Here is a 19106-nt window from a genome sequence, read left to right as displayed (position 1 = left end):
CGAACACTGAAAGGATGCCGGGCATGCACAACCTCGCCGTCCTGAGCATGAGGAACCGCGCGCTCATCGCGCTCATCACGATCTGCGCCGCGATCTTCGGCGGGGTGGCGTTGACCAACCTCAAGCAAGAGCTGATCCCCTCTGTGCAGTTCCCGCAGCTCGCGATCCTGACGACCTACCCCGGCGCGAGCCCCGCCGTCGTCTCGAACGACGTGAGCACCCCCATCGAGACGGCCATCCAGGGCGTCCCCGGCCTCGACCAGACCTCGGCGGTCAGCTCGACGAACCAGTCGCTCATCACGGCGCAGTTCAACTACGGCACGAACCTCGACACCGCCGAGCAGAAGATCAACCAGGCGATCAACCAGATCTCCTCCACGCTGCCGTCGAACGTCACGCCGCAGGTCATCAGCGCGAGCCTCGACGACCTGCCGGTCATCCAGATCGCGGCCACCGGCACCGACGACACGGCCAACCTCGGCGACGACATCAGCCGGCTGGTGCTGCCCGAGATCAAGAAGGCCGACGGAGTCGACGACGCCCAGCTCATCGGCCTCGCCGGCCAGCGGGTCACGATCACACCCGACACCGCCAAGCTCGCCGCCGCGGGGCTCAGCACCCAGGCCATAACGAGCGCCCTGCAGCAGAACGGCGTGCTCGTCGGCGCCGGCCAGCTCACCAGCGGCTCGCAGACCCTCACGGTGCAGGCCGGCTCGCAGCTCGGCTCGATCGACGACATCAAGAAGCTGCCGCTGATTCCGAGCGCGGCGAGCGGGCAGGGCGCGCAAAGTGGGGCCGGGGATGCCGCGAGCGGCGGTTCCTCGGCAGCAACGGGTGCCGCCGGTGCTGGCGCAGGTGGCGCCGGTGCTGGCGGTGCCGGGTCTGCCGGAGCGGGCACGAGTGCTGCCGGAGCCGCAGGGGCGGGCGCAGGATCCGCCTCGTCGGGCGCCGGCCTGGCGGTGCCTCCGACGCAGCAGGGGGAACCGGCCGCGCCGAAGACGATCGGCGACGTGGCATCCGTCGTTCTCAATACGGACCCGACCACGACGCTCTCGCGCGTGAACGGCGAGCCCGCGCTCACGATCGCCGTCACCAAGCTGCCTGCCGCGAACACGGTCGACGTCTCGAACGCGGTCAAAGACCTGATCCCGTCGCTGCGCGACAAGCTCGGCGGCGACGTGAAGCTCACCACGGTATTCGATCAGGCGCCGTTTATCACCCAGTCGATCTCGTCGCTGGCCGAAGAGGGCCTGCTGGGCCTCGGCTTCGCGGTGATCGTGATCCTGGTGTTCCTGCTGTCGGTGCGGTCGACGATCGTGACGGCGATCTCGATTCCGACCAGTGTGCTGATCACCTTCATCGTGATGTGGGCGAGCGACTACACGCTCAACATCATCACGCTCGGCGGTCTCACGATCGCGATCGGCCGTGTGGTCGACGACTCGATCGTGGTCATCGAGAACATCAAACGACATCTGGTGCCGGGGGCCGACCGGGCGGCGACCGTCGTCCTGGCCGTGCGCGAGGTCGCGGGCGCGATCACGGCGTCGACGATCACGACCGTCGCGGTGTTCCTGCCGATCGCCTTCGTGGGCGATGTGACGGGCGAGCTGTTCCGGCCGTTCGCGGTCACGGTCACGATCGCGCTGCTCGCCTCGCTTCTGGTGGCGCTGACGATCGTGCCGGTGCTGGCGTACTGGTTCGTTCGGCCGCCCAAGCTCAGAGAGGGCACTCGTGCGGCTCTCGACGCCGAGATCGAGGCCGGTCGCACGGACGAGCTCGAGCACCCGACGCGTCTGCAGCGCGGCTACCTGCCGATCATCAACTGGACCCTGCGCCACTCGGGTCTCACCGTGATCATCGCGGTGCTCGTGCTGGTCGGCACCGCCGCCCTGGGCCCGCTGCTGACCACCAACTTCCTCGGCGACAGCGGCCAGAACACCCTCACGGTGAATCAAACCCTGCCGCCCGGGGCGAGCCTCGACGCGAAGAACGCGGCATCGAAGCCGGTCGAGCAGCTGCTGCGTGACACCAAGGGGGTCAAGACCGTGCAGACCTCGGTCGGCGGCAGCGGCAGCGCGATCGCCGATGCATTCGGAGGCGGCGGCTCCGGCACCACGTTCAGCGTCACGACCGACCCGAACGCCGACCAGGTCGCGCTGCAGAGCTCGATCAAGAGCAAGCTCAAGGACCTGAAGGATGTCGGCACGGTGCAGCTGGCGTCGAGCCAGGGCTTCGGCGGTTCCAGCGACATCGAGATCGACGTGACCGCCCCTGACGACGAGGCGCTGCAGCAGGCATCCGATGCGCTCGTGAAAAAGCTCGACGGGTATCACTCGCTGACGCAGGTGAGCAGTGGGCTGTCGGCCGACCTGCCCTACATCGCAGTCGATGTGAACCGCAGCAAGGCCGCGCAGGCCGGGCTCACCGAGGTGGCGCTCAGCCAGCTCGTGTCGCAGTCGATGCAGCCAACGCAGGTGGGCACGATCGCCATCGACCAGACGACGCTGAAGATCTATCTGAACAACCCCGATGCGCCGACGACGATCGACGAGCTCAAGGCGCTTCAGGTGCCGACGGCCGCCGGTCCGGTCGCGCTCGACACCCTCGCCGACGTGCACCAGGCCACCGGGCCCACCAAGGTGACGACCCAGAAGGGGCTGCGCAGCGCGACCATCACGGCGACTCCGGCCGGCCAGGACCTGACCCAGGCCAACCGCGACGTGAACGCCGCGCTCGCCGCAGTGAAGCTGCCGACCGGCGCCACCGCCGAGCTCGGCGGCGTGCAGCAGAGTCAGTCCGAGGCCTTCTCGCAGCTCGGGCTCGCGCTGCTCGCGGCGATCCTGATCGTCTACATCGTCATGGTCGCGACGTTCAAGTCGCTCAGGCAGCCGCTGCTGCTGCTCGTCTCGGTGCCGTTCGCGGCGACCGGCGCGATCATCCTGCAGGTGATCTCGGGCATCCCGCTCGGAGTCGCGTCGCTGATCGGCGTGCTGATGCTGATCGGCATCGTGGTGACCAACGCGATCGTGCTCGTCGATCTCGTGAACCAGTATCGAGAACGTGGGATGCCTGTGCCGCAGGCCGTGGCGCACGGAGCCTCTCGGCGCCTGCGCCCGATCCTGATGACCGCCCTCGCGACGATCTGTGCGCTGACGCCGATGGCGCTCGGAATCACCGGCCACGGCTCGTTCATCTCGCAGCCGCTCGCGATCGTGGTGATCGGCGGGCTGGTCTCGTCGACGGTACTGACGCTGGTGGTGCTGCCGACGCTGTACAACCTCGTCGAGGGTGCGCGCGAGCGGCGGGCTCAGAAGCGTGCGGCGGCCGCGGCAGAGCCCGCGAGTACGGAGTAGTCGCGTCTAAACGGCGCTCTTTCCCGCGAGTACGGCGTACTCGACGGCGCCGGCAGAAACTACTGGCCGAGCTGCTGGTGCAGGAACTCCGCGATGTCGGTGCGCATCTTCGGCGTCAGCACCGCGAACGAGTGCAGCTGGCCGCGCGTCGTCTCGACGGTGACCGGCACACCGGCATCCGTCAGAGCGCGCGCCAGCGCATCCCCTTGCTCACGCGGCACGAAATCGACGGTCGCCTGCCCGATGAAGGTGGGCGGGTCGTCGGGCGTGACGGCGCGCAGCGGCGACGCGGCCTTCGCCGCGGCGCAGCGCGCGAGGTTGCGGCAGTTCAGGAACTGCTGCTCGTCGACGGTCAGGCGCGCATCCTGGTGCGGGGTCACCGAGCCGGTCAGGTCCATCGGTCCCGAGAGGTCGACGAGGGCGGCGACGCGGTCACCGCTGGTCAGCGGGCCGGTGCCGCGCAGCGCGATCGACGCCGCGAGCTGCCCGCCGGCCGAGCCGCCGAACACGCCGATGCGAGTCGGGTCGATCTCGTAGTGGGCGACGGTCGCCGGGGCGCGCAGGAAGCGCAGTGCGGCCACGGCGTCGTCGGGCTGCGCCGGATAGCGCGCGGCCGGCCAGAGCCGGTAGTCGATGTTGAAGGTCACGAAGCCCGACTGCGCGAGCCACTCGCACGTGTCCTCGACCGTGGACTTGTCGCCGGAGTGCCACCCGCCGCCATGGATCAGCAGCACCGCGGGCCGTGGCTTGCCCGTGGCGGTCGGTGCGCACACGTCGAGCTGCTGCTGCCGGTTCGGCGTGCCGGCGTACGGCACGTCGGCGGTCACGACGACGCCGGGTGGCGGGGTGCTACGGGCGACTGCGGCGGGTGCGCCCTGCGCCCCGGCAGCGGTCGGCGTGGCCTTCGTCGCCGAGCACGCAGTCAGTGCGGCGGCTGCGACTGCGAGGGCGGAAAGAGCGGCGAGCGCGCGCCCCCGGTGACGGAAACGCTGCCACGCCGGTGAGATGTGCGTGGCCAAGTCGGCGTCTCCCGTTGCTGTGTAACTCAGGGATCATAAGCACGGTTCGGCTGGGTGTTGTGACACCCGTTCGGGTACCGGGGATGCCGCGGCCAGGCGACCTCACAGGAGAGCTGCCTTACCCTGGTCAGGTCGGCTTTCTGATGTGCCCAGTGAGGGCAACCCAAAGTTTGTATGTCAGAGGCGCCGGTAGGAGCGATGTGCGCTCCCGGACCTCGTCGCAGAGCGAGCTCTGACCCATGCACAACTTCAGAAAGCAGTGGCTTTTCCATGCCCAAGAACGAGAAGCGCGGCGGCAGCCGTGCCCCCAAGAACTTCGACCCCAACTCCTCCTATTCGCGTAAGAGCGTGAAGCCCGGCTCGCGCAGCGCCGGTCACCGCGGGTACCGACCGGATGCCTCGGCCGACGAGCCGCAGAAGAAATCCCGCTGGTCGTCTGAGACGCGCGTCGCGCGCGGCCACTCGGCCGACCGTCGCGAGAGCGGCCGCCCCGAGCGCTTCGAGCGCCAGGACCGCTTCGATCGCGAGCGCCAGCACGACCGCGGCGAGCGCCGCTTCGAGCGCTCGAACCGCCCCGAGCGTCGTGATGAGCGCGCTCCGCGCAGCTTCGACCGCGACGAGCGCCCCGCCCGTCGCTTCGACCGTGACGACCGCGCCCCGCGTCGGTTCGACCCCGACGAGCGCCCCGCCCGTCGCTTCGACCGCGATGACCGTGCCACGCGTCGCTTCGACCGCGATGACCGTGCCACGCGTCGCTTCGACCGCGATGACCGTGCCCCGCGCCGTGAAGCGCCCCAGAGCAACTTCTACGGGGACGCCGACAAGAAGGCATCCTTCACCCCGCATGACGACGTCGTGCTCGAGCGCCTCACCGCACAGGCCACGCAGGCCGGCGATGTCGAGAACGTGACGTTCGCCGACCTCGGCCTCGGCGAGGGCATCGTGCGCGCGCTGGACGGAATGGGGGCGCACCGCCCGTTCCCGATCCAGGCGGCGACGATCCCCGACGTGCTCGCGGGTCGCGACGTGCTGGGCCGCGGCCGCACCGGCTCCGGCAAGACCATCGCGTTCGGCGCCCCCGTCGCCGAGAGTCTGCTGCGCAGCGGGTCTGAGGAGATCAAGCAGGGCAAGCGCGCCAAGCGCCAGCAGGGCCGTGCGCCGCGTGCGCTGATCCTCGCGCCGACGCGCGAGCTGGCGCTGCAGATCGACCGCACGGTGCAGCCGATCGCGCGCTCCGTCGGCCTCTTCACCACGCAGATCTACGGCGGTGTGCCGCAGCGTTCGCAGGTCATCGCCCTCGAGCGCGGTGTCGACATCGTGATCGGCACCCCTGGTCGCATCCTCGACCTGGTGGACCAGGGCCGCCTCGACCTCTCCGACGTGCGCATCACGGTGCTCGACGAGGCCGACCACATGTGCGACCTCGGCTTCCTCGAGCCGGTGCAGACGATCCTGCGCCAGACGGCGGAGGGCGGCCAGAAGCTGCTCTTCTCGGCCACGCTCGACACGGGCGTCGCGGCGCTCGTCGACGAGTTCCTGGTCGAGCCGGCCGTTCACGAGGTCGCCGGCGAGGACCAGGCATCCGGCACCATCGATCACCGTGTTCTCGTGATCGACCACCGCGAGAAGCTCGAGGTCATTCGCCAGCTCGCCGACCGCGACGGGAAGACGCTCGTCTTCACCCGCACGCGCAGCTACGCGGAGGACGTCGCGAACGGCCTCGAGGACGAGGGCGTCGCGGCGGTCGCGCTGCACGGCGACCTCAACCAGTCCAAGCGCACGCGCAACCTCGAGAAGCTGACCAAGGGCCGCGTGAACGTGCTGGTGGCGACGGATGTCGCAGCCCGCGGCATCCACGTCGACGACATCGACCTCGTGATCCAGGCGGACGCGCCCGACGAGTACAAGACCTACCTGCACCGCGCCGGTCGCACCGGCCGCGCAGGCAAGACCGGCACCGTCGTGACGCTCACCTCACGCGGCCGCACGCGCCGCATCGAGGGGCTGCTCGAGCGCGCCGAGATCACCGCGGAGTGGGACCAGGTGAACCCCGGCGACCAGCTGCTCACCGACCTCGCGAACGGCACCGCCGAATAGCGCCGCGTGCGCCACTGGCTTCCGCGATGCGCGCCTCGGATCCGAGTGGCGCAAGGCGGAAGCCAGTGGCGCAACCGACAGGGCGACGCGCTAGTTCGAGGTGAGGTAGCTCGTCTCGACCACGTTCGCGTCCTCACCCGGCTGGGCGAGGCGCACCGCGGCGCCCTGGTCGTTGATCACGTGCGTGATGCTGCCGCTGCCGTCGAGGAAGCGGGTGACCATGTCGGCGAACCTCACGTCGGGTGCCGTCGGGCCCTGAATGGCGGACGCCTCGACGATGTCGACCCCTTGGTTGAAGTAGGAGTAGACACCGAGGCCGTAGGCCGTGTGCGTGCGCACCCGGTCGCCGACGCGGTACGAGGCGTAGCCGTCGCGCGCGGTGCGGCCCGAGCGATCCGTCCAGGCGGCCTGGTTGGGCACGTCGTAGGGCAGCTCGCTCTGGTAGAACACGGTCGTGCCGCGCTCGCCGTTCCACACCACCTGGTTCTTCTGGTAGTGCTCGACGAACAGGCCCGTGGCGGTGACGTCGTCGCCGTTCACGACGAGGCCGCTGTTCGCGGTGTTCTGGGTCCAACCCACTCCGGTGCCGTGGTCGGCCCGCCACGACCAGATGTCGTCGAGGATCACGTGGCTCGAGTTCACCTCGATCGCCGTGTCGACCGAGCCGGCCTCGGCGCCGCCGACGCGCACGAACACGTCGGAGAGCAGGGCGGGGTCGGATGCCTGCGACTCATGCGCGCGACCCGAGTCGCCGTGCCGCGACCCGAGCTGGATGAGCACGGCCGACTTCTTCGCACCGGCGTCGACCGTGATGCCCGAGATCACAGAGCCGCGCACGTCGGCCGTGGTGAGCGCCGCGTTGCCGCGCGTCGGCACCAGGGTCGGCAGCCCGAGGCCCAGCACCACGGTGTCCGCGCGCTTCACCTCGATCGGCTGCGCGTAGCGGTAGACGCCCGGCGTGAGGATCAGGCTCTTGCCCTGCGCGAGGGCCGAGTTGATCTTCTGCACAGAGTCGCTGGGCTTGGCGATGAAGGCGTCGCTGATGGGCAGGGAGCGGCCGGCTGAGGCATCCGTCGACCAATTCACCCCGCTCGTGTTCGCGCGCGCCTTGGGAACGAACACGCGGTACTGCCCGCCCGAGTAATAGAGGAACGGGGCGTCGCGCGTGACCGGAGTCGTGGCCAGCGTGGTCATCGGCGGGGTCGGGAAGGACTGCGCCGGCGCTCCCTGCACGCCGGAGAACACCATGTTCCACACGCTGCCGTTCCACGAGCCGATCGACGAGTCGCGCGTGTACCACTGCTGCTGCGAGCCCGAGATCACCTGGCCGGACACCTTCGAGTCGGCGAGGTAACCGCCGCTCGAGTAGCCGCCGAAGCGCGGGAAGAGCGACAGGTTGCCCGCGACGTCGACGCGGCGCAGCGGCGCGGCCTGCGAGACGGCCCAGGTGAGCTGGCCGGCGTCGGCGTCGCCCTCGGTGAAGACGCCGGGGATGACGCCCGGGAACTCGCCGTCGACGTAGGTGTTGGCCTGGATGTCGGCCTCCGTCGCCTTCTGGATCGGGTTGATCTTCACGTTCGACAGCGAGCGCCAGAAGTTGGTGAGCGCGGTCTCGCCGCCGGCCCACGGCATCGCCTGGTGGTTCGCCTGGCCGTCGGAGTGGATCGCGCCGTTGATCGTGACGTCGTCGGGGGATGCCCCGAGGCCGGCCACCTGATCGTAGTAGCCCACCGCGCCGTTCACGAGGTCCGCGGTCGGCTGGGTCGAGCCGTCGGTGCCCGTCGCCGAGCCGTAGGTGCCCGGCTGGAAGAGCACCGCGTGGCGATTCGTCGAGAACTCGCTCTCGCCGCCCGCGGCCGCCAGCGCCTTGTTGATGTCGGCGACCGACCAGCTCGGGTCGACGATCGTGACGTTGGGGCCGAAGTCGGGCTCGCCGGGTTTCGGGAGATGAAGGGGGGATGCCTGAGCGGCGGATGCCGCGAAGCCGACACCCGAGACGGCCAGCAGTGCCGCCATGCCGAGAGCCGACCGCCTGATGCGTGTTCGTGCGCCTGTGTTCACGCTGTTCTCCTTTGAACAACCGGTTTTCAGCTCAGGCTGTCCCGGCCGCGGGCCCCCGTCAAGAGAGCCGCCGCCGATAGGGTGGCACCCGTGCCGTCACTCGAAGAGAAGGTCCGTCTGCTGACGGGCGAGACCTCGTTCACGACCTATTCGATCGAGTCGCTGGGCATCGAGGCGATCGCGCTCAGCGACGGCCCCATCGGCATCCGCGGCATCGCCGAGCCCGCGCCCACCGCGGCCCAGCTGCCCAACCCGTCGGCCGTCGCAGCGGCCTGGGACCTCGACCTGGTGGCGCGCCTCGGCACGCTGATCGGCCACGAGGCCAAGCGCCTCGGCATCGACGTCGTGCTCGCGCCCGTCGTGAATCTGCAGCGCACGCCGGTCGGCGGCCGCCACTTCGAGACCTACAGCGAAGACCCCGTGCTCACGGCCGAGACGATGGTCGCCTTCGTCCAGGCGGTGCAGGCCGAGGGCGTCGGCGTGTGCGTCAAGCACTTCATCGGCAATGAGTCGGAGACCGAGCGCACCGAGTACCTCGCGCGCATTCCGGAGCAGGCGCTGCGCGAGGTCTATCTCGCGCCGTTCGAGGCGGCCGTGAAGCGCGCGCACGCCTGGTCGATCATGGCCGCGTACAACCGCGTCGAGGCGGGCGGCGAGGTGGCGCAGGCGACCGATCACGGATTCCTGATCAACGACATCCTCAAGGGCGAGTGGGGCTTCGACGGCGTCGTCGTGAGCGACTGGCTCGCCACGAAGACCACCGTCGAATCGGCACTCGGCGGCCTCGACCTCGTCATGCCGGGGCCGGGCGGCCCGTGGGAGCAGCACCTGCTCGCCGCCGTCGCCGAGGGGCTCGTGCCCGAGTCCGTCATCGACGACAAGGTCGTGCGACTCGCGCGTCTCGCGGGGCGGGTGGGCAAGCTCGAGACCGCGGATGGTTCGGCCGAACTCACTGCAAGCGACGATCTCCAGTCGCCGCAGGCGGTGAGTCGATCGGCGGACGTCAGTGCCCTCTTGCGCGAGGCCGTGGCACGGGCATCCGTCGTGCTTCGCAACGAAGGCGAGCTGCTGCCGCTGAATGCGGCAGACCTTGAAAGGATCGCCCTGATCGGCCCGAACGCCGTCGAGCTCTTCGAGCAGGGCGGCGGCAGCGCGTTTGTGAACGCGCCATACCTCGTGACGCCCGAGCAGGGCCTGCGCGAGGCCTTCCCCGACGCCGAGCTGACCGTGCACCGCGGCGCGTCGTCGCGGCGGTTCGCGCACCTGATCGACCCGGCACTCGTCGCGACCGAGGGTGGCGAGCCCGGTTACACGCTCGAGCTGCGCGACGCCGACGGCGAACCCGTCGGCGAGCCGGTCGTCGTCGACGCGCGCGAGGGCTGGAACCGCGGCATCGCCGAGGGCGCGCAGACCGCGATCGTGACCGCGCGGGTGACTCTCGCCGAGCCGGGTGCGCACCGCGTCGAGGTCGGTCTCTGCGGCAACCACAAGGCGTGGTTCGACGGCGAGCTCGTGAGCGAGTCCGACGAGTTCGCTGACGCGAACGTCATCTTGAACTCGTCGGCGAACCACCCGAGCGGCCCGAGCGCGGTCGTCGAGGTCGCCGACGGCGAGACGAGGGTCGTCGAGATCCGGGTCGAGTGCCAGGCGGTGGATGCCGGCGCCTACAGCCGTTTCGTGAGGTTCGAGCTGCGCCACGACGCCGAGATCCGCGACGACGACGCCGACCTCGACGAGGCTGTCGCCGCTGCGGCCGACGCAGACGTCGCGATCGTCGTCGTCGGCACCAACGAGGAGGTCGAGTCCGAGGGCTGGGACCGCCAGAGCCTCGCGCTGCCCGGCCGTCAGGACGAGCTCGTGCGCCGCGTCGCCGCCGCGAACCCGCGCACCATCGTGGTCGTGAACGCGGGCGCGCCCGTCATCTTGCCGTGGCTCGACGAGGTGCCCGCGGTGCTGTGGTTCTGGCTGCCGGGGCAGGAGGCGGGACACGGTCTCGCCGATGCGCTCACCGGAGCGACCGAGCCGAGTGGGCGCCTGCCGTGGACGCTGCCGGCGGCCGAGGCCGACGTGCCGGTCCCCGACGCGGTGCCGGTCGACGGGGTCGTCGAGTACACCGAGGGCGTGCACGTCGGCTATCGCGGGTGGGATCGGCTCGTCCGGGTTCCTGCCCGCCCGTTCGGGTTCGGGCTGGGTTACGGCACGTGGCGGCTCGGCGACCCGATCGCCGCCGAGGAGTGGAGCCCCGACGACACGCTGCCCGTCACGGTCGCTCTCACGAATGACGGCGAGCGCGATGCGCGTGGCGTCGTGCAGTTCTATCTGTCCGGCCCGACGGATGTCGACGGCGACGGCGGGTGGGATCGGCCGAAGCGCTGGCTCGCCGGCTACGCCGCGCAGGAGGTGCTCGCGGGCCGCGTCGTCGCACTCACGCTGCGGATTCCGCGGCGGGCGTTCGAAGTGTGGAGCGTCGCCGCGCAGCGCTGGGTGCTGCCGGTGGGCGAGTACACGATCCGCGCCGCACTCGACGCCCGTGACGAGGGCAAGACGGTGACGATCGCCCTTTAACGCGGTTGCGCCACCGGCTTCCGCTTTCCGCTACTCGGATCCGAGTAGCGCACACGGGAAGCCAGTGGCGCAACTGAAGTGCGGGGCGGCTCAGCGCGAGACGGCCGCCTGCGACGCGGTCTCGAGACCGTCGATCGCGGCGCGCACCGCGGCCAGCTGCTCGGGCGGCAGCGTATCGAGCAGGGCGGAGACGCGCTCGGCGCGCTCGAAGCGGGCACGACGGATCGCATCGATGCCCGCTTCGGTCGCGACGACGAAGAACGAGCGGCCGTCGCTGGGGTCCGGGCGCCGGGTCACGAGACCGCGGGCCTCGAGGTCGGCGACCAGGCGGGTCATAGTCGGCGCCGCGACCGACTCGAGGCGGGCGAGGTCGCCCGGACGGATCTCCCCGACGCGCACCACGCTTCCGAGCGCCGACACCAGCCCGTGGCTGATGCCATCGTGCGTCGGCCGGATGCGCCGATTGATGCGACCGATCGCGACCGCGAACCTCGTCGCGAAGTCGTTCTCTGTCGGCTCGGGCAACGCGGTGCTGGAGTGCTGGGTCTGATCCGTCCGGGCCATGCTCACGCTTCTAAATCAGGAGACCTTGGCCTCTGCCGCGGCCTCGTGGGCTTCGATGGATTCTGCCACGGCGTGGATGTCGTGCACGTAGTGCTTTCCGCGAATCAGCGACGCGATCGCCGCGACGACCGACATGGCCGCTGCCGCGATGAACACGACGACCAGGCCGTCGTGGAATGCGCCGGAGATGAGGTGCGGGAAGAACTCGTTGCCGACGAGCGTCTTCTGCGCGGCCGCGGGCAGCGTGTGCAGCACGTTCATGCCGCCCTTGCCGAGCAGGGTGTCCATCGGGTTGTAGCCGAGGAATGCCGCGAAGACGCTCGAGACCGGCGGCAGAGCGGAGACCTTGGTGGCGACCGCCGCGGCCACGCCCTGCTGGGTGAGGCCCGAGAAGAGCGCCTTCGGCAGCGCGCTCGACAGACCCGCGATGAGCAGCGAGAAGAAGATGCCCATCGACAGCGAGGTGCCCGAGTTCTGCACGGTGCCAGCCATGCCAGACGCCGAGCCGCGCATGTTGGCCGGCACGGAGTTCATGATGGCCGCGCGGTTCGGGGCGGCGAACATGCCGGAGCCGATGCCGTTGAAGAAGGTGATCAGCGCGAACTGCCAGTAGGTGAAGTCGATCGGCAGGATGATCAGCAGCACGAACGTCGCTGCGACGACCAGCAGACCGGTGGTCGCGAACAGGCGCGGGCCGACCCGATCGGAGATGGTCCCTGACAGCGGGCCGGAGATGAGGAATCCGATCGTGATGGGAAGCATCGCGAAGCCGGCCATGAGCGGCGTCTGGTCATAGGCGACGCCGTGCAGCGGCAGCCAGATGCCCTGCAGCCAGATGATCAGCATGAACTGCATGCCGCCGCGGCCGATCGACGAGAGCAGGCCGGCGAGCATCGCCATCGCGAAGGCGCGGATGCGGAACAGGCGCATCTCGAACATCGGCGACTTCTGCGCCAGCTCGACGAACACGAACGCGATGAGCACGACGGCGCCGCCGATGAGGCCGGCGAGGACCCACGGGTTGGTCCAGCCCTCGGTCGAGTCGCCATAGGGCTGGATGCCGTAGGTGATCGCCGTCAGCAGCGAGGCGAGGCCGATCGCGAACAGGGCGTTGCCCCACCAGTCCATCTTGCCGGTGGCGGTGGCGCCGACCTCGTGCAGCGAGACGTACGACCAGATGGTGCCGATGATGCCGACCGGGACGGAGACGAGGAAGACCCACTCGACGTCGAGCGTGCCGACGTGCCACGAGAGGTTGGCGAGCAGGCCGCCGATGAGCAGGCCGATGAACGAGCCGGCGATGGCGGCGACCTGGTTGATGCCGAGCGCCATGCCGCGGCGGTTGGCCGGGAACGCGTCGGTGATGATGGCCGTCGAGTTGCTGAACAGCATGGCGCCGCCGATGCCCTGCACGAAGCGCCAGATGATCAGCCACATCGCGCCATGGCCGCCCTGCAGCGGGTTGAGCGCGAGCGCGATCGAGCCGACCGTGAAGACCACGAAGCCGAGGTTGTAGATGCGCACTCGGCCGAACATGTCGCCGAGGCGGCCGAAGGTCACGACCAGCACGGCGGTGACGAGCAGGTAGCCCATCAGGATCCACAGCAGGTAGCTGACGTTGGCGGGGTCGAGCGGGTTGATCTTGATGCCGGTGAAGATCGCGGGCAGCGAGATGATCACGATCGACGAGTTGATCGTGGCCATCAGGATGCCGAGCGTGGTGTTGCTCAGCGCGACCCACTTATAGCGCGGGTGATCTTTGGTGAAAAGGGAATTCGACACGGCGGCGCGGACCCTCCGAAGGGTAGTTAGTTGTGCTTTGCTAACTAACTATAGCTCAGCTATGGACCGATGTATTCCCGTCGGAGGCCCGCTTGCCGAGAATTCAGCTCGGCGCGCCGTTTCGTTTCCGCGCGCTCAGCACGACCACGAGAAGCACGGCGACCAGCGCAAGCACCACGATTCCGCCCGCCACCGCGATGATGACGATGGCGGTGGGTGAGATGGATGCCTGCTCAGGCGCCTGAGTCGCCTGGGCCTTCGGAGCCGCCACGGTCGTGCCGCACTTCGCGATCGGGCCGACGCGCCCGGCCCCGACCTTCTGCCCGCGGTAGGTGAACTGCAACGAGTCGCTCACCGGGTGCCCGTCGGCCGAGACGACCTGCCAGGTCACCCGATAGGCTCCCGCTGCGCCGAGCGCGACCGGCACGGAGACCTCGCGGCCTTCCACGCTGGCGCACCCTGTCTCGAAGTTGCGGCCGGAGGCGTCCGTCACCTGCACGAGCGCGCCGTGCCCGCCCTCGTCGAGCACGATGTCGTCGAAGGTCAGCGTGACCGCCGACGGTGCCTCGGCGACCGTCGAGTTCGCCTCGGGAGTGCTCGACACGAGGTAGTCGTGGGCGCTCGCTCCCGTCGCCGGCACGAACGCGAGCGCCGCCGCGATAAGCGCCGCAACGACGCCGCCCAGAAGTGCCGAAATGGCGCTTCGCGACGCGCGATCCACCCTTATGGAACGTCTCGCTGCGCTCATGCCGATGCCCGCTTCCGGGTCAGCGCGACCACGGCGACGACGAGGCCCGCGGCCCCGACCACGAGCCCGGCGAAGCCGACCACGAGAGCGGCGATGTCAAGATTCTGGTGATCGGATGCCTGCGCAGCCGCCCCAGGCGCGGGGGTGGCCGTCACCGCGGCTGACTCGCCGGCCGGCGGCGCGTCGTTGATGTAGAGCGTGGGGGCGGGGTGCTCCGGCTCCTCTCCGCTCGCGGGCGTCGGCTGGTCCCAGTTCACGACCGATCCGTCGGAGTACTTCTGTGTCGCGGGCAGCTCCACCTTCCCGGTGTCGGGCACCTTGCCGAGCGACAGTGTGAAGACGCCGAACTGCCCGGGCTTGATGCCACCGTCGGTGGCGGTGAAGGTGACCGCGGTGGGCGCCGAGGTGACGGTTGTTCCGTCGATCGTGACGGGCTTCGGAAGTGTGCCGGTCGTGACCTTCGCGGTCCACCCCGGAACGGACTGGTAGCTGACCGAGGTGAAGGGGGTATCAGTCGGCAACTCGATCGTCAGGCCGACGGTGCTCGCCGTCGCCGATTCGGTCGGCACGCGGAAGCTGACATAGGAGTAGCCGCCCGCGGCGGCGGTCTGCGGGTCGATGCGCACGTGGGCGCTGGCCGCGAGGGGTGCCGCGACGGCGAGTGCAGCACCGGCCACGAGGGCGGCCGCGGCGCGCACGGTGAAGCGTCTTTTCATTTGTACGGAGTTCTTTCCGGTCGGATTCGGGATTCGCTGGTGTCAGAGGGCGAATCGAACCGGAGGACCGCGGTGCCGGGTCGTCCCGACGAGGAACTGCGGGAAGAGCACCGGGGGTGTGAGCGTCGCGGCGCCCGGCGCGTGCGGGCGCTCGATGCTCGGCGCCGAGATCAGCGCGAGGGCGGTGACGAGGAAACGCGTGGCGAGAGCCAGCATCCGCTCGATCACTCGCTCGCCATGGCGGATTGCGACGATCGTGACCAGCACGGCCATGACGTGACCCAGCCACATCGAGGTGGTGGCGGCTGCCGCGCGGCCGCCCGAGACAGTGAGGTGCATGCCAGGCATGCCGGCCATCGCGGTGTCGCCGCCGAAGCGCACGTCACTCGGCTGCCCGAGGCCGAACAGGAAGTGGAACGCGAACTGGCTGAGCGCGACCGACGCGGCGAGGCGCCACAGCGAGGTGCGCCGGCCGGCGAGCAGAACGCACGCCGGCGCCGCGAGCACGAAGCTCACCACGAGAGCGAGCGCCGTCGGCTGTGTGCCGCCGCCCGCGGCGTGGAACAGCGCGGCAACGAAGACGGCGAGGGCCGAGGCGCCGGCGCCGCGAAGGGCGCGCTGCTGCCGTCGGTCCATATCCACAAGATTAGGCGCGCGCCGCTGAGTGTCGGCGGGCCCGGTTACTGTGGGGCGCATGGCCGACGCGCGCGTGGAGACTCAGACCCCTCTCGACGTGCTGCACCGTGTCTTCGGCTACAGCGAGTTCCGCGGCGATCAGGCTGCGATCATCGACCAGCTGGTCGCCGGCGGCGACGCCGTCGTGCTGATGCCGACGGGTGGTGGCAAGAGCCTCACCTACCAGATTCCGTCGCTGATCAGGCGCGGAACCGGCGTCGTGATCTCGCCGCTGATCGCGCTCATGCAAGATCAGGTGGATGCTTTGCGGGCCGTCGGCGTGCGGGCGGAGTTCCTCAACTCGACCCAGTCGCTCGACGAGCGGCGGCAGGTCGAGCACGATTTCATCGCGGGCGAGCTCGACCTTCTCTACGTCGCACCGGAGGGGCTCACGACGCCCCGCGTGCAAGAGCTGCTGAAGCAGGGTGAGATCGCGCTGTTCGCCATCGACGAGGCGCACTGCGTGAGCCAGTGGGGGCACGACTTCCGTCCCGATTACCTGTGGCTGTCGAACCTCGCCGAGCTGTGGCCGAACGTGCCGCGCATCGCACTCACCGCGACGGCGACCGAGGCGACCCACCGTGAGCTCACCGAGCGGCTTGCGCTGCACGGCGCGAAGCACTTCGTCGCGAGCTTCGACCGCCCGAACATCCAGTACCGCATCGTGCCCAAAGACGAGGTGCGCCGGCAGCTCGTCTCCTTCATCCGCGAGCAGCAGGCGGCGTCGGTCGACGCCGCAGGGGTGCCGGTGCCCGCGGCCGGCATCGTCTATGCGCTGAGCCGCGCGACCGTCGAGAAGACGGCCGAGTTCCTGCGCGCGCAGGGCATCGACGCCCTGCCCTATCACGCGGGCCTTGACCCGGCTGTGCGCGCGCGGGCGCAGGCGCGCTTCCTGCGGGAAGACGGCGTCGTCATCGTCGCGACCATCGCCTTCGGCATGGGCATCGACAAGCCCGACGTGCGGTTCGTGGCGCACATCGATCTGCCGAAATCGGTCGAGGGGTACTACCAAGAGACGGGGCGCGCGGGCCGCGACGGGCAGCCGTCGGTTGCCTGGCTCGCCTACGGCCTCGCCGACGTCGTGCAGCAGCGGCAGCTGATCGACAAGTCGCCCGGCGACCGCGCCTTCAAGCAGCGCATGGGCCACCACCTCGACGCCATGCTCGCCCTCTGCGAGACGGTTTCATGCCGCCGGGTGAACCTGCTGTCGTACTTCGGGCAGGAATCGCAGCCCTGCGGCAACTGCGACACCTGCCTCGCCCCGCCCGAGACGTTCGATGGCACCGTGCCCGCGCAGAAGCTGCTGTCGACCGTCGTGCGCCTCAAGCGCGAGCGCAACCAGCAGTTCGGTGCGGGGCACCTGATCGACATCCTCACCGGCAAGCAGACGCCGCGCGTCGAGCAGAACGGCCACGAGCGGCTCGCGACGTGGGGCATCGGCAACGAGCTCAACCAGGCGCAGTGGCGGGGCGTCGTGCGGCAGCTGCTGGCATCCGGTCTGCTCGCGGTGAGCGACGACGGTTACGGCACGCTCGTCATCACGGATGCCTCGGCCGAGGTGCTGCGCGGCGAGCGCCGCGTCGAACTGCGCCGCGACGTGCACGAATCGGCCGGCCGCGCGGTGGCTCGGGCGCCGCGAGCACGGGTGGGCGAGACCGAGTTGCCCGAGGAAGGCCGCCCGCTTTTCGAGGCGCTTCGCGAGTGGCGGGCCGCCACCGCGCGCGAGCAGTCGGTGCCTGCCTACATCGTGTTCGGCGACGCGACGCTGCGCGCGGTGGCGGTCGCCCGGCCGGCGCACCGCGCCGAGCTCGAGGGCATCACGGGCATCGGCGCGAAGAAGCTCGAGCAGTACGGCGACGCGCTGCTCGAGGTCGTCGCGCGTGCCGCCCAAGACGACGCGTAGGGAGGGCGATTCGCGCGAATCGTCCTCCCTAGCGTGCGTATTGGGCGTTACCGCCTGAAGTAGAACCCGTCGGCGAGGTCCTCGAGCAGGCCGTTGTGAGTGGGTTCCCACTTCAGCAGCTCGCGGGTCTGTGCGCTCGACGTCGGGTTGTCGATGCCGATGAACGACCCGACGAACCCGTACCGCGTCGCCCCCTCCTCCGGTGCGACCGGGCCGACCGGGACCCCGACACCGCGGCCGATCGCCTCAGCGATCTGCCGGAACGGGATGCCTTCGTCGGCGGCGAAGTGCAGCGCGACCCCCGCGGGCAGGTCGTCCTTCTCGAGTGCGAGGCGGATCAGGTGCGCCGTGTCGAGGTTGTGCACGGCGGGCCAGCGGTTCTCGCCCTCGCCGATGTAGCCGAAGGTGCCGTCGCGGCGGGCGCCCTCGATCAGCGACGGAATGAACCCGTGCAGGTCGGCCGGCCCGTGCACCGTCGGCGCGAAGCGCAGCGCCGCAGAGCGGATACCCCGCTTCGAGAGCTCGCGCAGCAGGTGGTCGGTGACCGCGCGCGGGTGGGCGTGCGCCGGGTCGAACGGCGTGTCCTCGGTCGCCGCAGCCCCGCTCGCAGTGCCGGGGGCGCCGGCGTTCGCGACCATCATCGTGCCCGACGCGGCGAAGAACGGTTTGCCTGAGCCCTCGAGCGCCCCCGCGATCGCCTCGATGAGCGCGCGGTCGGCGGCGAGCGCCTCAGCGAAGTCGCCGCTGTCGTGCTTGAACGCGAGGTTCACGACGCCGTCCGACTCCGCGGCGAGCTCGGCCAGCCGCGCAGTCTCGTCCATCGTGCCGACGACGGGGATGCCGCCCTGCTTGGCGACACGCTCGGCGCCGGCATCCGATCGCGCGAGCCCGACGACCTCATGCCCGGCGCCCACCAGCTCTGCCGTGACGAGCTGCCCGATGTGACCGCTCGCGCCCGTGACGAAAACCTTCATGATCTCTCCCGTCTCAGTGATGTCATGATCTGACATCACGGTAGCACCCATGTCAGTTTCTGTCATCACCTAGAATATGTGCATGGGACGTTGGGAGCCGGGCGCGCGTGAGCGCCTCGCCGAGGCGGCGCTCGAGCTGTTCGACGAGCGCGGCTACGAGGCGACCACCGTCGCCGACATCGCGGCGCGCGCCGGCGTCACCGAGCGCACCTTCTTCCGCCACTACGCCGACAAGCGCGAGGTGCTGTTCGGTGACCCGGCCGAGTACAACGCCGTGTTCACGGATGCCGTTGCCGCGGCCCCGGCTGAGGCGAGCCCCCTCGACACGGCGGCGCTTGCGCTGCGCGCGGCGGGGGAGTGGTTCGTGGGCAGGCATCCGTATGCCCGCCGCCGCGCAGCCGTGGTGGGCGCGCACACGGCCCTTCAGGAGCGCGAGCTGGTCAAGCAGCTGCACCTCGGTGAGGCGATCGCGGCGGCGCTCGTCGCCCGCGGCGTGCCCGCCCCGGCGGCGGCGCTCACGGCGGAGCTCACGACCGTCGCCTTCCACCAGGCGTTCACGCGATGGGTGGCGCGCGATGAGGAAACCGATCTCGGGGCGATCGCGATCGGCGTGCTCGACGAGCTGCGTGCGCTGACCCGCTGACGC

At 70.0% G+C, this 19106-nt stretch carries 13 protein-coding genes; 5 read left to right on the top strand and 8 right to left on the bottom strand.

Translation table 11 applies throughout. The annotated features are described in order from the left end of the window. Window positions 1-23 precede the first annotated feature (23 nt). On the top strand, window positions 24-3356 hold the full coding sequence (locus tag ABD736_RS09340; protein WP_344791479.1) for an efflux RND transporter permease subunit: 3333 nt from the start codon (window positions 24-26) through the stop codon (window positions 3354-3356). A gap of 59 nt (window positions 3357-3415) precedes the next feature. On the opposite strand, the gene ABD736_RS09335 is transcribed toward ABD736_RS09340, so the two are convergent. Further along, a complete protein-coding gene (locus tag ABD736_RS09335; protein WP_344791478.1) occupies window positions 3416-4375 on the bottom strand; it encodes an alpha/beta hydrolase in 960 nt (319 codons plus the stop codon). Between the two features lie 270 nt (window positions 4376-4645). Between ABD736_RS09335 and ABD736_RS09330 the strand changes: the two genes are divergently transcribed. Continuing rightward, window positions 4646-6472: a DEAD/DEAH box helicase gene (locus ABD736_RS09330; protein WP_344791477.1), complete on the top strand. Its 1827-nt coding sequence runs from the start codon at window positions 4646-4648 to the stop codon at window positions 6470-6472. Between the two features lie 90 nt (window positions 6473-6562). On the opposite strand, the gene ABD736_RS09325 is transcribed toward ABD736_RS09330, so the two are convergent. Then, window positions 6563-8488, bottom strand: a complete 1926-nt coding sequence (locus ABD736_RS09325; RefSeq protein WP_344791476.1) for an adenylyl cyclase — start codon at window positions 8486-8488, stop codon at window positions 6563-6565. A 135-nt stretch (window positions 8489-8623) separates the two neighbouring features. On the opposite strand from ABD736_RS09325, the gene ABD736_RS09320 reads away from it, so the two are divergent. Continuing rightward, window positions 8624-11098, top strand: coding sequence for a beta-glucosidase family protein (locus ABD736_RS09320; RefSeq protein WP_344791475.1), 2475 nt, complete (start codon window positions 8624-8626; stop codon window positions 11096-11098). Window positions 11099-11188: 90 nt separating this feature from the next. Here the strand turns inward: ABD736_RS09320 and ABD736_RS09315 are convergent, their stop codons facing one another. The 5 genes from ABD736_RS09315 to ABD736_RS09295 form a co-directional block, all read right to left on the bottom strand. After that, window positions 11189-11662 carry a MarR family winged helix-turn-helix transcriptional regulator gene (locus ABD736_RS09315; RefSeq protein WP_344791474.1) on the bottom strand — a complete coding sequence of 158 codons (474 nt, stop codon included), beginning with the start codon at window positions 11660-11662 and terminating at the stop codon, window positions 11189-11191. A 15-nt stretch (window positions 11663-11677) separates the two neighbouring features. Further along, the gene (locus ABD736_RS09310; RefSeq protein WP_344791473.1) at window positions 11678-13444 is read right to left on the bottom strand and encodes an MFS transporter; all 1767 of its coding nucleotides are present in this window, start codon (window positions 13442-13444) and stop codon (window positions 11678-11680) included. A 103-nt stretch (window positions 13445-13547) separates the two neighbouring features. Continuing rightward, on the bottom strand, window positions 13548-14192 hold the full coding sequence (locus ABD736_RS09305; protein ID WP_344791472.1) for a copper resistance CopC family protein: 645 nt from the start codon (window positions 14190-14192) through the stop codon (window positions 13548-13550). Next, window positions 14189-14908: a YcnI family copper-binding membrane protein gene (locus ABD736_RS09300; protein WP_344791471.1), complete on the bottom strand. Its 720-nt coding sequence runs from the start codon at window positions 14906-14908 to the stop codon at window positions 14189-14191. Before ABD736_RS09300 ends, ABD736_RS09305 begins: the two co-directional genes overlap by 4 nt. A 42-nt stretch (window positions 14909-14950) precedes the next feature. Further along, window positions 14951-15544, bottom strand: a complete 594-nt coding sequence (locus tag ABD736_RS09295; protein WP_344791470.1) for a hypothetical protein — start codon at window positions 15542-15544, stop codon at window positions 14951-14953. A gap of 58 nt (window positions 15545-15602) precedes the next feature. On the opposite strand from ABD736_RS09295, the gene recQ reads away from it, so the two are divergent. Beyond that, window positions 15603-17486 carry a DNA helicase RecQ gene (recQ, locus tag ABD736_RS09290; RefSeq protein WP_344791469.1) on the top strand — a complete coding sequence of 628 codons (1884 nt, stop codon included), beginning with the start codon at window positions 15603-15605 and terminating at the stop codon, window positions 17484-17486. Window positions 17487-17533: 47 nt separating this feature from the next. On the opposite strand, the gene ABD736_RS09285 is transcribed toward recQ, so the two are convergent. Next, window positions 17534-18460 (bottom strand): SDR family oxidoreductase, encoded by a 927-nt coding sequence (locus ABD736_RS09285; protein WP_344791468.1) that lies wholly within the window; start codon window positions 18458-18460, stop codon window positions 17534-17536. A gap of 82 nt (window positions 18461-18542) precedes the next feature. On the opposite strand from ABD736_RS09285, the gene ABD736_RS09280 reads away from it, so the two are divergent. Further along, window positions 18543-19103, top strand: a complete 561-nt coding sequence (locus ABD736_RS09280) for a TetR/AcrR family transcriptional regulator (protein WP_344791467.1) — start codon at window positions 18543-18545, stop codon at window positions 19101-19103. Window positions 19104-19106 lie beyond the last annotated feature (3 nt).

Origin of the sequence: Gryllotalpicola daejeonensis (assembly GCF_039538145.1) — a bacterium.
Lineage (GTDB): Bacteria > Actinomycetota > Actinomycetes > Actinomycetales > Microbacteriaceae > Gryllotalpicola > Gryllotalpicola daejeonensis.
The sequence above is the reverse complement of the archived record's forward strand: the minus strand, read 5'-3'. Positions and strand labels throughout refer to the sequence as shown.

Bases quoted from the DNA above. Each gene is read 5' to 3' on its own strand.
- ABD736_RS09280 (WP_344791467.1), top strand. From the start codon at position 18,543: ATGGGACGTTGGGAGCCGGGCGCGCGTGAGCGCCTCGCCGAGGCGGCG.
- ABD736_RS09305 (WP_344791472.1), bottom strand. From the start codon at position 14,192: ATGAGCGCAGCGAGACGTTCCATAAGGGTGGATCGCGCGTCGCGAAGC.
- ABD736_RS09325 (WP_344791476.1), bottom strand. From the start codon at position 8,488: ATGGCGGCACTGCTGGCCGTCTCGGGTGTCGGCTTCGCGGCATCCGCC.
- ABD736_RS09300 (WP_344791471.1), bottom strand. From the start codon at position 14,908: ATGAAAAGACGCTTCACCGTGCGCGCCGCGGCCGCCCTCGTGGCCGGT.
- ABD736_RS09285 (WP_344791468.1), bottom strand. From the start codon at position 18,460: ATGAAGGTTTTCGTCACGGGCGCGAGCGGTCACATCGGGCAGCTCGTC.
- ABD736_RS09295 (WP_344791470.1), bottom strand. From the start codon at position 15,544: ATGGACCGACGGCAGCAGCGCGCCCTTCGCGGCGCCGGCGCCTCGGCC.
- ABD736_RS09340 (WP_344791479.1), top strand. From the start codon at position 24: ATGCACAACCTCGCCGTCCTGAGCATGAGGAACCGCGCGCTCATCGCG.
- recQ (WP_344791469.1), top strand. From the start codon at position 15,603: ATGGCCGACGCGCGCGTGGAGACTCAGACCCCTCTCGACGTGCTGCAC.
- ABD736_RS09330 (WP_344791477.1), top strand. From the start codon at position 4,646: ATGCCCAAGAACGAGAAGCGCGGCGGCAGCCGTGCCCCCAAGAACTTC.
- ABD736_RS09315 (WP_344791474.1), bottom strand. From the start codon at position 11,662: ATGGCCCGGACGGATCAGACCCAGCACTCCAGCACCGCGTTGCCCGAG.